Source organism: Microbacterium esteraromaticum, assembly GCF_016907315.1.
In the GTDB taxonomy this organism is placed as follows: domain Bacteria; phylum Actinomycetota; class Actinomycetes; order Actinomycetales; family Microbacteriaceae; genus Microbacterium; species Microbacterium esteraromaticum.
Genome location: NZ_JAFBBS010000001.1, coordinates 3193035 through 3205096 on the forward strand (window position 1 = coordinate 3193035; position 12062 = coordinate 3205096).

The window sequence follows — 12062 nt, forward strand, 5'->3', positions numbered from 1 at the left end:
GATGGTGTGATGAGCTCCGCCAACCTCACCAAGGATGAGACCGCCCGTCGCGCCGCGTCGATCACGCTGCATGAGGTGCGCGTCGAACTCGACCTCGCCGGTGCCCCCGAGCGTGCGCGGACGGGTTTCCCCACTGCGACCACGCTGACCTTCGACGCGACGGAGTCGGCGACCTGGCTGGACTTCATCGGCGAGTCGGTCGACTCCGTCACCGTCGACGGCGAGGCGCGCGACGTGCAGTGGGACGGCGCGCGCATCCTGATCGACGGACTGGGCGGCTCGCACGTGGTCCGGGTGGAGGGCATCGCCGCCTACAGCCGCTCGGGTGAGGGCATGCACCGCTTCCACGACCCGGTCGACGGAGAGACCTACCTGTACACGCAGTACGAGCCGGCGGACTCGCGCAGGGTCATGGCCTGTTTCGAGCAGCCTGATCTGAAGGCGGCTTACACGTTCGAGGTCACCGCGCCTGCGGGCTGGCACGTGCTGTCGAACCAGTCGCCTGCGCACGTGACCCCCGGCATCGGTGTGCAGACGGTCGAGTTCGCCCCGACCCTGCCCATCTCCAGCTTCATCACTTCGGTCGCCGCTGGTCCCTACGCCCGTATCGACGGGGAGTGGACGCGAGACGACCAGCGGATCGAGCTCGGTGTGCTGTGTCGCGCATCGCTCGCAGAGCACCTCGAGGCCGACGAGATCCTCGAGGTGACCCGTCAGGGACTCGACTTCTTCACCGACGCGTTCGCGTACCCGTACCCCTGGGGGAAGTACGACCAGATCTTCGTTCCCGAGTACAACCTCGGCGCGATGGAGAATCCCGGGCTCGTCACCTTCACCGAGTCCTACATCAACCGCGGCGCGGCGACCGATGCTCAGCGTGGCGGTCGTGCGAACACGATCCTGCATGAGATGGCGCACATGTGGTTCGGTGACCTCGTCACGATGCGGTGGTGGGACGACCTCTGGCTGAAGGAGTCGTTCGCCGACTACATGGGCACCCATGCGTCGGCAGCAGCGACTCGCTTCACCGACGCCTGGGCGCGTTTCGCAAACAGCCGCAAGACCTGGGCGTACCGGCAGGACCAGCTGCCCACCACGCACCCGATCGTCGCCGACATCCCCGACCTCGAGGCCGCCAAGCTGAACTTCGACGGGATCACCTACGCCAAGGGCGCCTCGGTGCTCAAGCAGCTGGTCGCCTTCGTCGGCGAAGACGCCTTCTTCGAAGGAGCCCGTCGCTACTTCGTCGCGCACGCGTTCGGAAACACGACCCTTGGGGACCTGCTCGACCAGCTCGAAGCCGCCTCCGATCAGCCGCTGCGCGACTGGTCGCGTTCGTGGCTCGAGACCAGCGGCGTGTCCGCGCTCTGGATCGAGACGGATGCTGAGGGTCGTCGCGTCATCGTGCAGGACAGCGGCGAGGTCGCACCTCGCCCGCACCGCCTGCGCGTCGGGCTCTACGACTCGGTGGAGGGCGCGCTCGCACTGCGCGAGCGGATCGAGCTGACGGTCGACCAGGAGCGCACCGAGGTGGAGATCCCGGATGCCGATCTGATCCTGCTCAACGACGAGGATCTCACCTACGCGAAGGTGCGACTCGATGAGCGCTCGTTGAACACGGTCGCCGCGTCACTGTCGACCCTGTCGGACGAGCTCGCTCGCGGGCTCATCTGGTCGTCGCTCTGGAACGCGACCCGTGACGGTGAGCTCGCCGCCACCCGCTACCTCGACATCGTCCGCTCGCACGCTCCGGCGGAGTCCAACGTGGGTCTGCTGAGCGCGACACTTCTCAATGCAGCGTTCGCGATCGGCCACTACGTCACAGACGATGATCGCGCGGAGCAGCGCCGCGCCTGGGTCGACTCCACCTGGTCGGCGCTCCAGGCCGCCGATTCGGGCAGCGATGCGCAGCTGGCGTGGGCGCGCGCGTTCGCCGCCGCGTCGTCGTTCGACGACTCCCGTGCCGCCGACGTCCGCGCCATCCTCGACGGCGACGCACCGCAGGGGCTGCCCATGGACGCCGACCTTCGTTGGCTGCTGCTGACCGCTCTCGCCTCGACCGGGCACGCCGACGCGGAGACGATCGCCGCAGAGCGCACCGCTGACGACACGGCGGCCGGCCGCACGGCAGAGATCAGGGCCCTGGCATCCCGGCCCGATGCATCGACGCGTGCGGCAGCGTGGGAGGCGGCGTGGAACGATCTCAGCCTGAGCAACGACCACCTCGACGCGACGATCGGCGGCTTCCGCGCCGGCGGTCGCCGTGACCTCATCGACGGCTTCGACACGGAGTACTTCACGCGTATCCGCGACGCCTGGTCCGAGCGCAGCATCGAGCTGGCGCAGCGGCTCGTGCTGGGGCTGTTCCCCGCCACCGACAGCACCGAGGCGGTGGATGCGTGGCTCGAGCAGAACGTCGATGCTCCGGGCGCGCTGCGCCGGCTGGTGATCGAGTCGCGGGACGACCTCGCCCGGGACCTGCGGGTGAGGGCGGCGCAGCCCGGTCTCTGAGGCTGCGGGTGCTCCGAGCCCGCCTCTCCGGCGTCAGACGTCGAGGCTCTGTGCCGGCTCGAGTTCGAAGAACGTCCCGCCGCCCTGCTCGGTGGCCCACTGCAGACGCTGACGGTGCATCGTCCGGCCGATGGTCGACAGTGTCATGTCGTGGGTGCCGAAGCAGCGCCGGGGCGCGACCGCCAGGACGAAGTCCATCGCCTCGCCGATCTTGAGCCAGGGAGCACCGAGCGGCGCGGCGAGGGTTCTCACATCGACTCCCTCCGGTACCGCGTACGAGTCTCCGGGGTAGTACAGCTCGTCGTTCACGAGCACCCCGAGGTTCTGGATCTCGGGGAGGCTCTCGTGGATGACCGCGTGCCGGCCGCCGAAGAAGCGCAGAGAGAACCCGCCGATCATGACCTCGTCACCCGGCGCGACGACGGTGATCTCGTGGTCGGTCGCCGCAGCCGCCACTCCGACGGTGCTGAGGATCGGCGTGCCAGGCGCCGCGCGCAGGATGCGATCGAGATGTGACGCGGTCCAGTGATCCGGGTGCTCATGCGTGATGACGACCGCCACGACATCGCCGAGCTCGTCGAGGGGAGTGGTGAACGAACCCGGATCGATGATCAGGCTTCTTCCCGCCTCGTCGACTCGCAGAGCGGCGTGCTCGTACTTCGTGATTCGCATGACGGAAGTCAACCGGCCGGGCATCCATCAGGCAAACCGGTTGACGCGACACGCCCGTGATGCATAGTCGGATCGCGGGATTTGGTCCTGTGGTGAGGGGCATGACAGACTTCTACGGTTGCCACAACGGCCTTCACGGGCCGAGACGGCCCCATCGTATAGCGGCCTAGTACGCCGCCCTCTCACGGCGGTAACGCGGGTTCGAATCCCGCTGGGGTCACAGCGACACAGAAGGCCCTCCGAGTGATCGGAGGGCCTTCTGCCGTTGTGGCCCATGTGCATTCACGGGAATGAATCTTTGGATGCCGCGGTTGCTGACGTCATGACTGACATCGAGTTCGGCCTCGACACCTTCGGTGGCGTGACGTCCGACCCAGAGGGCAACCCCGTTCCGCATCCGCAGGTGATCCGGGACATCGTCGATCAGGCTGTGCTGGCCGACAGCATCGGACTGGACTTCTTCGGCGTCGGAGAGCACCACCGCCCGGACTTCGCGGTGTCGAGTCCCGAGATGGTGCTCGCCGCCATCGCCTCCCGCACTGATCGAATCCGTCTGGGTTCGGCTGTCACCGTGCTGAGCTCTGACGACCCAGTGCGGGTCTTCGAGCGCTTCTCGACGCTCGATGCCGTCTCGAACGGGCGCGCCGAGATCGTCGCAGGACGCGGATCGTTCATCGAGTCGTTCCCGCTCTTCGGATTCGATCTGCGTCGCTACGAGGAGCTGTTCGAAGAGCGGCTCGACCTGCTCTCGCAGCTGCTGACCGAGCAGCCGGTCACCTGGCAGGGCAGCACGCGGTCGGCGCTGAAGGACCAGCGCGTCTTCCCGACCACCGAGAACGGCATCCGCACCTGGGTGGGCGTCGGCGGCAGCCCCGACTCGGTGATCCGCACGGCACGGTACAACTTCGGGCTCTTCCTCGCGATCATCGGAGGGCCCGCCACCCGCTTCGCGCCGTACGTCGATCTGTTCGAACGCGCACAGGACCAGTTCGGCGTGGAGCGCAAGCCGATCGCCGTGCACTCTCCGGGCCTCGTCGCCGAGACCGACGAGCAGGCGCGCGCCTTGACGCATGACGGCTGGCTCGCCATGCGGACGCGGATGGGAGAGGAGCGCGGCTGGGGTCCGCCTGCGGTCGGCGACTTCGAACGCGAGATCGACGGCGGCGCGCTGTACATCGGCTCGCCCGAGACCGTCGCTCGCAAGATCGCAGCGACCTTGAAGACGCTTCGGATCGATCGCTTCGACCTGAAGTACGACCAGTCGAAGATCGGCCATGGGGCGATGATGGACTCGATCAGACTCTACGGCGAGAAGGTCGTGCCGATGGTCAAGGACATGATCGCCTGACGAGCGCCACACGGTGGGCGCCTCGATTTGGCGGGGCACGAATCGTCATGGCATACTTGAACGGTTGCAGTGACGGCCCCATCGTATAGCGGCCTAGTACGCCGCCCTCTCACGGCGGTAACGCGGGTTCGAATCCCGCTGGGGTCACTGACATGAGGAAGGCCCTCCGGAATCCGGAGGGCCTTCTTCATGTTCGCCCGGCAACGCTCAGACCTCGCGCCAGGCATCGTCGAGCAGGTGTGACCCGGCCTGCGGCCCCATCTGCAGCATCCCGCCGTCGACGCTCCAGTCGGCTCCCGTGACATAGCTGGCCTGCGGGGACGCGAGGAACGCGATCACCGCCGCGACCTCCTCTGCCTTGCCCGGACGCCCGATCGGAACTCCAGGTCGGTGCGTGCGGTCGGCGTCCGCAGACGTCCGGCCGCTCGCAGCTGTGGCGATCTCCCCGGGCGCCACCGCATTCGCGGTGATCCCGTGGGCGCCCAGCTCCTGGGCCATGGTCTTGATCAACCCGGAGAGTCCGTGCTTGGCCGATATGTACGCTGCGAGGCCGATGCGGGGCTGGTGCGCATGCACGCTGGTCACCGCGATGATGCGGCCGCCTGCTCCTGCGGTGACCATGCGGCGCGCCGCGGCCTGCATCCCCGCGAACGCCCCGTCGAGGTTCAGTGCGACGGTCTCGCGCCATTCGCTCAGCGGCACCTGGAGGAACGCACGCGGAACGCTCGCTCCGGCGTTGTTCACGAAGACGTCGACGCCGCCGAGCTGTTCCGCGAGCCCGTCCACGACCTCGGCCACACTGTCGAGCTCGGTCGCGTCGAAACGGGTGACGACTGCTCTGCGACCGCGCTCGCGCACGCCGGCGGCGGTCTGCTCAGCGCCCTCCTCGTCGCTGTGCCAGGTGATGCCGACATCCATGCCGGCGTCGGCGAGCGCCAGCGCGGTGGCGGCGCCGATGCCCGAGTCGGACGCTGTGACGATCGCGCGCCGTGGAGTGAAGGTCTGAGCTGTCATGACCGAACCGTACCCGAGCGGCGATCTCGTCTCGAAGGGGCTTTCCCGCCGGGCGCGTATGCCCTATGCCCGATCGTCACCGCCGCGCAGGCTGATCGCGCGCAAGCTGCGGTTGCGTAGCGGCGGCACCATCAGCAGCATGAGGAGGCTGCCGTACAGCACGAACGGCATCCACAGCGGGAAGAGGGTCGCGAGCGCCCCGAAGGCCGCCATCGCCAGCGGCATCAGGCAGTCGTCGCCGAGTCTCGTTATCGACGACATCCGCCCCAGGTAGTCGGGCGCGACCGTCGCGGCGAAGGTCGCACCAAGCAGTACCGAGGCGAACCCGGCCGTCATGCCGATGATCAGGCATGCCGCCCCCACCACCCACGGCGACCCGATGCCGAGCAGCGCGATGCCGGCGCCCTGCACGACGAGCGCCCGGAATGCCCCGACGGCCTCATGTCGCGGGCGGCGGCGCACGACGACGATCGCGCCGAGCATCGCCCCGCCGCCCACGAGGGCTTCGAACAGGCCGACCGCGGACGCCCCCCAGCCGTGCTGCGCGGACTGCAGTGCGAGCCCTATGGCCAGAGCGGGGCCGACCGCGAGATTGAGACCCGAGAGGGCGAGCACCAGGGTCCTGGTCGCTCCGTCGGCGCCGAGATGGCGGAAGCCGGATGCCACTCCGCGCAGCACGCCGTCACCGGGGGTGCTGCGCGGGAGGGCGAAGCGCGGCCGCAGCCAGATGGAGATGAATGCGATGACGACCGTGAACGTGATGGCGTCGGCGGCCGCGCTGCCTGGCATGCCGATCCATGCGACGAGGAATCCCCCTGCCGCCGCACCGGCCATCGTGCCCAGGCGGCTGAGGGTCTGACTCACGGCGGAGTACGTCGGAAGATCCGCCGGTCTCACCAGTTGGCGCGGGATCGTGCCGGCGGCCGGTTCGTAGAAGGCGTCGCAGATACCGAACGCGATCGTCGCAGCCAGCAGGATGGCGACGGTCGGCTCGGACGTGAGGATCCACAGCGCGGCAATGGCGAGGACGACGACGCGGATGCCGTTGAACAGCAGCATCATGCGACGCGGATCCACGCGATCTGCGAGCGCACCGCCGATCAGCAGGATCACTGCGCGGGGGACCGTGCCTGCCGCGACGACCAGCCCCGCCACTGCGGGCGACGCGATCTGCACCGCCGTCCATGCGACCGCGATGGTCCAGACCGCGTCGCCGGCATCGGACAGCGCCTTCACCGCCAGCCAGCACTGCACCATGACGTCACGCCGGAGGGGCGGGGGAGTCCGCACCATCAGCGAGTCGGCCGTCGACACCTCACACCTCCGTGGGGAAACCGTGGGCGAAGAAGAACACGGGCATGCGCTCCTGGCCGTCACTTCTATCGATGCTCGCCCGCCATGCGTCGATCGCGTCGGTGATCCGGTGCTGCAGCTCTACCAGCTCAGCCGCGGTGGCCCAGGCCAGGGCATCGGTGCTGAAGGCTTCGACGTCACTGTCGGTGCTCACCTGATTCCATTGCTGCAGTCGCTCGAGCTGGTGGCGCAGGTTGAGGCGCTGCGCCTCACGCGCAAGGTATGCCGCGGCAGGCGCGTCGGCGTAGTCGCGGCTCGACCAGCTGAGCGAGTGCCTCGCCAGGCGCCACCAGCTCGTGCGCCGGTCACCGGTCGGATCGTCGATCTGTTCGACCATGCCCGCGCGCTGCAGCATACGCAGATGGTGGCTGATGCTGCCCACCTGCACGTTCAACGCTCTCGCCAGGGTGCCGACCTGCGCGGTCTCGTGCAGATGAAGGTGGTCGACGATACGTCGACGAAGCGGGTGGTGCACGGCGGTGATGACGGAGATCTCTTCCACGTCGGCAACGCTATGAGCGCTCGGACAACATCACAAGAGTTCTTGTATACCTCGTGAAATCAAGGAAGTGCGGGGTGGGCTCGTGCTCGTGTCTGCCGACGCCTCGCCGCGATCGCACGGACGGCCACGATCGCCGCGAGCGGCGGGAGCAGCAGGCCGACAGCCGTCAGGGCAAACCACAGAGGGAAGAGCGAGGCCGCACTCACGGCAACGTCGAGCACCAGACGCGCCCCCAGCGAGACGGGCGTGAGTGCCCAGGTGAGCAGTCCGACTCCTGCGGCCGCGGGGGCGACCGCGGCCCAGGGGACGTCGCCGCTGCCGCCCGCACCACTCAGCGCGATGGCCGCCTCGACGGCCACGGCGGCGACGAGCAGCGCTGTCGCGCACCAGATCGGCACCCGGCGGGCCGGGTGCCGATCCACGAGGCGGGTTGCGCCGATGCCGAGCAGAGGGATGCCCGAGAGCGCACCTGACGCGAGCCCTATCTGCATCGCACGGGTCGCGTCGATGGCCGGCACGAGGCCTCCACCGGCCAGCGCGAAGACCACGGATGCCAGGCCCAGGATCGCGGTGGCGAGCAGGATGGCTCGGCTGCTGTGCGTGAAGGGCCGCGCAGCGTGCGTGAAGGGCACGGCAGGTGCAGTCGTGGCCAGCGCGGCGGGGACGGTCATCCTCCGGACGCAGAAGACGATGAGGATGAGGCTCGGCAGCACGCCGGCGGAGGGGAGCATCGCCGCCGAGCCGAACAGGGGAGGTGCGGCGATGCCGGCGACCGCGGCCGCAGCCGTTCGCGCCGTCCTCGGAAGGGCGTGACCGAGCTCCGAGATCAGCGTGGCGGCGGCGACGCCCCCGAGAACCCACCCGCAGAGCAGGAGCAGTCCGAGACCCTCGGTGAACGGCGTGTGGGGAAGTCCGGCGTCGGCCCTGTCGAAACCGATCGACCACGACCACGCGGCGAGGAAGGCGAACGACCATGCGGCCGCGGCGACGAGCAGCACCGGCGCGAACCGCCCTGGATGCATGCGGCCGGCGTGCCGCAGCAGCGCAAGGAGGGTGACGCTCTGGAGGAGCGATGACAGGGTGCCGAGAGCGAGAGGGATCCACCCGCCACCCCACTGCCCGACCGTCTCGATCGAGGTGACCGCGACCACCTGGCTCGCCGCCGTGCACAGCAGCGCCAGGACGGCAGCGCTGAGCGCTGCGCGCACGGTCGCACGGTGTGCGATGCCGTGCAGGATCATCTCCCGCGCCTCCGCGACCGTCGGACGGGTGCGCGCCTCGGCCTCAGCGGCGTCGAGCGCGGTGCCGATCAGCGCCTCGCCGTTCTGCAGTCGCCACGCGAGCGGATACCAGCGCAGCAGCCGGCGGTATCGATCCTCGAGGCGGGTCATGCCGTCGCCGCCGATGGGCGTGCAGGACGCAGGCGGGCCGACAGGCGCGCCGCCGCGATGCGCGCCCTGGCGTTCAGTGCCTCGACCTCGTCGTGCAGCGCGGACGACCCCAGGTCGGTGAGCATGTAGTACCGGCGGGCTCTGCCATCGACCACCTCCTCGCCGTCCTGACGGACGAGACCGGCCCCTTCCAGACGCTCCAGCGTCGTGTACAGGGTCGGCACCTTCAGTGCGGTGCGGCCCTCACTCAGCTCGGCGACCTCTCGCATGATCGCGTAGCCGTGCCGCCTGCCGCCCGCGAGGGCGCTGAGGATCCAGAACGACGGTTCAGTGATCGCGATGCTCATGCGGTGAGCATATATCGGTTATGAGAGTATGCCTAGCTCTCCATCGTGCGCGCTGTGCTGCGCCTCCTGCGAACCAGCCACACCACCAGCAGCAGGATCGCCGCGATGCCGAGCCACGGAAGCAGGAACCCGACAGCGACCACGATTCCGTTCAGGCTCGCGACGAGCCCGTTCCACCCTGCGAGAAGACCGTCGCCGAACCCGGCGGGGTCGGCCTCGGCAGCGGCGGTCTGCTCGGTCAGCTGAATCGAGATCGTCGACATGGCCACCTGCTCGTCGAGCTGCTTCAGCTGCTGCTCGTAGCTCTCGAGCTGCGCCTGCCGCTCGTTCAGCGCTGACTCGGCGGCGATGAGATCGCCGACGGAGCCCGACTTGCCCATGAGTTCAGTGAGGCGCTCGACCGAAGTGCGGGCCGAATCGATGCGCGCGCGCAGATCCACTGCAGCCGCGGTGACATCGTCGCGCGAGATCGACGAGCGCACCACCTCGGCGTCCTTCCCCAGGGCGGCCATCACCTCGTCGAGATCGGCCGCAGGAACCCGGATGCTGATCCATCCGCTCCCGGCCTGGCGCGGCTGCTCGGGGGCGATGTCACCGGCATCCGGATCGAGGCCGAGCGAGGCTGACTCCACGAAACCGCCGTGCTCGACCGCCAGCGCGGCGATATCGTCGGCGGCGTCCTTCGCGTCGTCGACCCGGAGGGTCATCTCGGCGGTGGCGATGATCTCCCGGGTGTCGTCGACGGCGGCGATGGGGTCGTCGGCGCCCTTTGACCCAGGCTCGTCTCGCGGAGCGACCGCGCCGCCCGACCCGCCGGAGTCGGTCGTGGCCCCGCCGTCGGAGTCGACAGCGGCATCGGGAGCGATCTCGCCCACGGCATCGCCGGAGGACGAGCCGCCAGACGACCCGTCGGCGGTGCTCGAGGATCCTGCGCCCGACGCCAGTCCGCTGATGAGCGGAGGCACGACGAGCGCCCCGGCCGCGAAGGCCGCGGCGACACCGAGAGCGGTGATCCATCCGCGCCGTCGACGGTGCTCATGAGAGGGAGCGGTCGCGCGCGGCTCCTGGTTGATCCTGTCGACGACGGCCCTTTCCATCCCTGCGATGCTCTCGTCAGTCAGCGGCGGCAGCCCACTCTTCTCGCTCATGCGTCTCTCACTTCCTTCACGGCGCCGCGGAGCCGCGAGCGCACCCGGGAGAGACGGTTCCGCACGACGGCATGGCTGACCCCCAGCTCGGCTGCGGCGGCCTCGTAGGCGTAGCCGTCCACCGCGCAGAGCCGGAAGATCTCCCGGTCGATCTCGTCGAGCCGGTCGACCTCCGCCATGATCAGGTCGGCCAGCGACGCGGTGATCACCTGATCCTCGACGCTGACCGTCGCCGGAAGCGTCTCGTCCATGGCATCCGTCGTGTTCGCCCTGTCGCGCCGGACGCGCCGGAGCCGGTTCGCGGCCTGAAAGCGGCAGATCGTCGCCAACCACGGCAGCAGCGAATCGCCGAGCAGCTCGAATCCCGGCAGCTTCCGCCAGGCGACGACGAACGTCTCCTGCACCACATCCTCGGCATCCGATGCGGAACCGAGAATGCCGTGGGCGATCCAGTACACGGGGCGCACATGCTCGCGGTAGATCGCCCGGAACGCATCCTGATCTCCGGATGCCGCCCGAGCGGCCCACTCGCGGTCCTGCATGGTTGCCGGCATGCCTCTTCCGATCACGTCGCTTCTCAGAGTGTCTCTCACATCGGAGGTGTCGGCGAACCGGTGTTCGTCTCAGATCCGGTACCATCGAACGAGCGAGAGGGAGTATCCCGAGATCGCACGGATCGTCATCACGAGCACCATCAAAGCTGCTCCGGCCGTGCGAAGCATGTCACATGCGGGGAGAGACTTTCGGTCATCACCAACCCTCCGAAAGGCGTCAATCCCTTGATTCCCGTCTGGTTCGAAGTCACGTCACTGATCGTGCTCACCGTGATCCTCATCGCGGACCTGCTGCTCATCCTGAAGCGACCTCACATCCCCTCCACCAAGGAGTCGGCCCTCTGGGTGGGCTTCTACGTCACCCTCGCGCTGATCTTCGCGGCCACGCTCGCGTTCTTCGGCGACACGAAGTCTTCACTCGACTTCCTCACGGGCTGGGCGATGGAGTACAGCCTGTCCATCGACAACCTGTTCGTGTTCGTGCTGATCATGACGCAGTTCTCGGTGCCGCGTCGATACCAGCAGGAAGCGCTGATGGTCGGCATCATCATCGCGCTCGTGCTGCGCGCGATCTTCATCATCATCGTCGGCGCAGCCGTCGAGCACCTCAGCCCGATCTTCTACATCTTCGGCGCGTTCCTCGTCTTCACCGCCATCCGCCAGGCCATGCCCGACAAGGAGGAGGAGGACGCGAAGACCGAGAACTTCATCGTCCGCCAGATCCGCAGGGTCATCCCGATCAGCGACGAGTACGACGGACCAAAGGTCCGCACGGTCGTGAACGGCCGGAAGATCTGGACGCCGATGCTGATCGTCTTCGTGTCGCTCGGCGTCACCGACCTGATGTTCGCCGTCGACTCGATCCCCGCGATCTTCGGCGTGACGACCAACCCGTTCATCGTGTTCACCGCGAACCTGTTCGCGCTCATGGGCCTGCGTCAGCTGTACTTCCTGCTCGGCGACCTGCTCGACCGCCTGCGGTACCTGCACTACGGCGTCGCGTTCATCCTCGGCTTCATCGGCGTGAAGCTGATCCTGCACGCGATGCACGAGAACGAGCTGCCCTTCATCAACGGCGGGCACCCGATCGAGTGGGCCCCCGACATCAACAACTGGGTGTCGCTGGGCGTCATCTTCGCATCGATGGCCGTCGCCACGATCGCCAGCCTGGTGGCCTCGCGTCGCGACCGCAAGGCCGCCATCGGGAGCTGAACCCAGCCCG

Annotated in this window: 11 protein-coding genes and 2 tRNA genes; 5 read left to right on the forward strand and 8 right to left on the reverse strand. The window is 68.3% G+C overall.

The window, feature by feature from the left end:
• The first annotated feature begins 9 nt into the window (after positions 1–9).
• On the forward strand, positions 10–2511 hold the full coding sequence (gene pepN / locus JOE67_RS15190; protein ID WP_204976394.1) for an aminopeptidase N: 2502 nt from the start codon (positions 10–12) through the stop codon (positions 2509–2511).
• A gap of 33 nt (positions 2512–2544) precedes the next feature.
• Here pepN and JOE67_RS15195 read toward each other — a convergent pair whose 3' ends face one another.
• Positions 2545–3183 carry an MBL fold metallo-hydrolase gene (locus tag JOE67_RS15195; protein WP_204976396.1) on the reverse strand — a complete coding sequence of 213 codons (639 nt, stop codon included), beginning with the start codon at positions 3181–3183 and terminating at the stop codon, positions 2545–2547.
• A 147-nt stretch (positions 3184–3330) separates the two neighbouring features.
• Here JOE67_RS15195 and JOE67_RS15200 point away from each other — a divergent pair.
• The 3 genes from JOE67_RS15200 to JOE67_RS15210 all read left to right on the forward strand — a co-directional run bounded on the left by JOE67_RS15200 (position 3331) and on the right by JOE67_RS15210 (position 4678).
• Positions 3331–3403 (forward strand) — tRNA-Glu (locus JOE67_RS15200).
• A 102-nt stretch (positions 3404–3505) separates the two neighbouring features.
• Positions 3506–4531: an LLM class flavin-dependent oxidoreductase gene (locus tag JOE67_RS15205; RefSeq protein WP_204976398.1), complete on the forward strand. Its 1026-nt coding sequence runs from the start codon at positions 3506–3508 to the stop codon at positions 4529–4531.
• Between the two features lie 74 nt (positions 4532–4605).
• Positions 4606–4678: transfer RNA gene (locus tag JOE67_RS15210), tRNA-Glu, on the forward strand.
• A gap of 60 nt (positions 4679–4738) precedes the next feature.
• On the opposite strand, the gene JOE67_RS15215 is transcribed toward JOE67_RS15210, so the two are convergent.
• The 7 genes from JOE67_RS15215 to JOE67_RS15245 form a co-directional block, all read right to left on the reverse strand.
• A complete protein-coding gene (locus tag JOE67_RS15215) occupies positions 4739–5545 on the reverse strand; it encodes an SDR family oxidoreductase (protein WP_204976400.1) in 807 nt (268 codons plus the stop codon).
• A gap of 63 nt (positions 5546–5608) precedes the next feature.
• A complete protein-coding gene (locus JOE67_RS15220) occupies positions 5609–6859 on the reverse strand; it encodes an MFS transporter (protein ID WP_338041637.1) in 1251 nt (416 codons plus the stop codon).
• 1 nt (position 6860) lies between these two features.
• Positions 6861–7400, reverse strand: a complete 540-nt coding sequence (locus JOE67_RS15225) for a helix-turn-helix domain-containing protein (protein WP_204976402.1) — start codon at positions 7398–7400, stop codon at positions 6861–6863.
• A gap of 59 nt (positions 7401–7459) precedes the next feature.
• Entirely contained in the window at positions 7460–8791 is a 1332-nt protein-coding gene (locus JOE67_RS15230; protein WP_204976405.1) for a hypothetical protein, read from the reverse strand.
• Entirely contained in the window at positions 8788–9138 is a 351-nt protein-coding gene (locus tag JOE67_RS15235) for a PadR family transcriptional regulator (protein WP_204976407.1), read from the reverse strand. Before JOE67_RS15235 ends, JOE67_RS15230 begins: the two co-directional genes overlap by 4 nt.
• A gap of 32 nt (positions 9139–9170) precedes the next feature.
• Entirely contained in the window at positions 9171–10286 is a 1116-nt protein-coding gene (locus JOE67_RS15240; protein WP_204976409.1) for a DUF4349 domain-containing protein, read from the reverse strand.
• Positions 10283–10840: an RNA polymerase sigma factor gene (locus JOE67_RS15245; RefSeq protein ID WP_204976411.1), complete on the reverse strand. Its 558-nt coding sequence runs from the start codon at positions 10838–10840 to the stop codon at positions 10283–10285. The genes JOE67_RS15240 and JOE67_RS15245 overlap by 4 nt, the downstream gene beginning before the upstream one ends.
• A gap of 225 nt (positions 10841–11065) precedes the next feature.
• On the opposite strand from JOE67_RS15245, the gene JOE67_RS15250 reads away from it, so the two are divergent.
• Positions 11066–12052, forward strand: coding sequence for a TerC/Alx family metal homeostasis membrane protein (locus JOE67_RS15250; protein ID WP_239528176.1), 987 nt, complete (start codon positions 11066–11068; stop codon positions 12050–12052).
• The last annotated feature ends 10 nt before the right edge of the window (positions 12053–12062 follow it).

What these genes read in the sequence shown, in the direction of transcription:
- JOE67_RS15205 (WP_204976398.1), top strand. Translation starts at nt 3,506, where the DNA reads ATGACTGACATCGAGTTCGGCCTCGACACCTTCGGTGGCGTGACGTCC.
- JOE67_RS15215 (WP_204976400.1), bottom strand. Translation starts at nt 5,545, where the DNA reads ATGACAGCTCAGACCTTCACTCCACGGCGCGCGATCGTCACAGCGTCC.
- JOE67_RS15195 (WP_204976396.1), bottom strand. Translation starts at nt 3,183, where the DNA reads ATGCGAATCACGAAGTACGAGCACGCCGCTCTGCGAGTCGACGAGGCG.
- pepN (WP_204976394.1), top strand. Translation starts at nt 10, where the DNA reads ATGAGCTCCGCCAACCTCACCAAGGATGAGACCGCCCGTCGCGCCGCG.
- JOE67_RS15235 (WP_204976407.1), bottom strand. Translation starts at nt 9,138, where the DNA reads ATGAGCATCGCGATCACTGAACCGTCGTTCTGGATCCTCAGCGCCCTC.
- JOE67_RS15240 (WP_204976409.1), bottom strand. Translation starts at nt 10,286, where the DNA reads ATGAGCGAGAAGAGTGGGCTGCCGCCGCTGACTGACGAGAGCATCGCA.
- JOE67_RS15245 (WP_204976411.1), bottom strand. Translation starts at nt 10,840, where the DNA reads ATGCCGGCAACCATGCAGGACCGCGAGTGGGCCGCTCGGGCGGCATCC.
- JOE67_RS15230 (WP_204976405.1), bottom strand. Translation starts at nt 8,791, where the DNA reads ATGACCCGCCTCGAGGATCGATACCGCCGGCTGCTGCGCTGGTATCCG.